Source organism: Vibrio sp. AND4, assembly GCF_000171815.1.
Taxonomy (GTDB): Bacteria; Pseudomonadota; Gammaproteobacteria; order Enterobacterales; family Vibrionaceae; genus Vibrio.
The window spans coordinates 1-1,628 of sequence record NZ_ABGR01000101.1 but is presented as its reverse complement, the minus strand read 5'-3'; the positions used below and the strand labels follow the sequence as shown (position 1 = coordinate 1,628).

The window sequence follows — 1,628 nt, the reverse complement described above, 5'->3', positions numbered from 1 at the left end:
TGTGTGAAAACTTGATCTTTCCAAGCAACATGAAAGCTATTGATTACGCCATGTATCGTGCTGTACATCCTTCTGTGGTTAGAGTGCTTTAATCAGCCAGTTTTGAATCAGCATATATCTTAGACTGCATAAAATCGGCGTAGGGTAAACCCAGTCAGAACAAAACGAGTGGCAAAGACACTCAGCCCTTCGCCTTTGGTGAGGGGCTTTTTTATGTCTGCCATTTGTGTCCATTCTTTCTGCTCTCGCAAATAAAGGCCGTCACAAAGAAGAGAGAGGTTTTTTGACTCTCTACATTCTTACGATGTCTCTTGGCAGGGGAACCATATTCATTACGAAAACTAAGCCCCAAGCCAGCGTTCTATGTTCTCCAACCCTTCCCAGTGGTCCGGTGACTATGGAGAAGGGGGCTTATGGCCATGCTCTACGTATTACCAAGAAGCTGGAAAACTTGATGTAAGTCAATTGTTGAGTAAGGACGGGAAAAGCTGGAGTGAATAGTTCAGGTTATGAGCAGGACTGTCTCTTGAAGTTTATTGTTGTAGCCAAGGTTGATAAAAAAGTTGATAACGTTGATATTTTTAGTTTTTCAATATGGTCATTTAGATTTTAGGTATAAGTCGCTGTATATAAAAGATTTATATTTTCTATCTTGTCAGGTTTATCTCAACGTTATACCGATAGGCTAATGGTTTTATTGATAACCCTAAGTTTATTTTTTTCCTCATTTTTGGGCGTAGTCTTCACTTCGAAATTTAGCGAGGTCGAACAGATTCTTTCTCAAAGCATCTCGCTAATCAACATTCAGTTTGAGTCACGTTGACTCGGGTAGAATAGATTTGGAGATGTTATGTCATCGAACTCGAAAAAAATCGGTCTGATTGCCTGTACAGGTGTGGTCGCCGGTAACATGATGGGTAGTGGTATCGCACTATTACCTTCTAGCCTTGCTTCTGTAGGCTCTGTTTCAATCTTTAGTTGGCTAATCTGTTTGGTCGGAGCACTGAGCTTGGCGTTCGTTTACGCCCGTTTGGCAACTAAAAATCCGCAAGAGGGTGGTCCTATTGCTTATGCTGGTGAAGTTTCTCCGGTATTTGGTTTTCAAACGGGTGTTCTCTATTACCACGCTAACTGGATCGGTAACCTAGCGATTGCCATTACTGGTGTTTCTTACCTCTCAGTCTTCTTCCCTGTGCTTAATAACCCAATCCCAGCAGGTATCGCGACGATTGCATCAGTATGGATCTTCACTTTTGTTAACTTACTTGGGGGGAGCTGGGTAAGTCGTCTATGTACACTTGGTCTAGTTCTTATCCTTATCCCTGTACTAGGTACAGCTGGACTTGGTTGGACGCACTTCGATACAGCGATTTACAGCCAAAACTGGAACGTATCAGCAGGTACGGATAGCCATGCAGTAGTGACCGCGGTTCTTATCTGTCTATGGTCATTTGTGGGTGTGGAATCAGCAGCAGTATCGACAGGCATGGTAGAAAACCCTAAACGGACAGTGCCACTAGCAACCATGTTGGGTACGGCTATCGCAGGTGTTATTTACATCCTATCCACTCAAATGATCAGCGGCATGTTCCCCGCATCAGAAAGTGGCAGCATCAGGTGCACCATTT

1 pseudogene is annotated in these 1,628 nt (G+C 43.4%); it reads left to right on the top strand.

Annotation, left to right across the window (positions count from 1 at the left end):
* Positions 1 to 850: 850 nt before the first annotated feature.
* Positions 851 to 1,628, top strand: a pseudogene (locus AND4_RS18890) (amino acid permease); the annotation flags it as partial.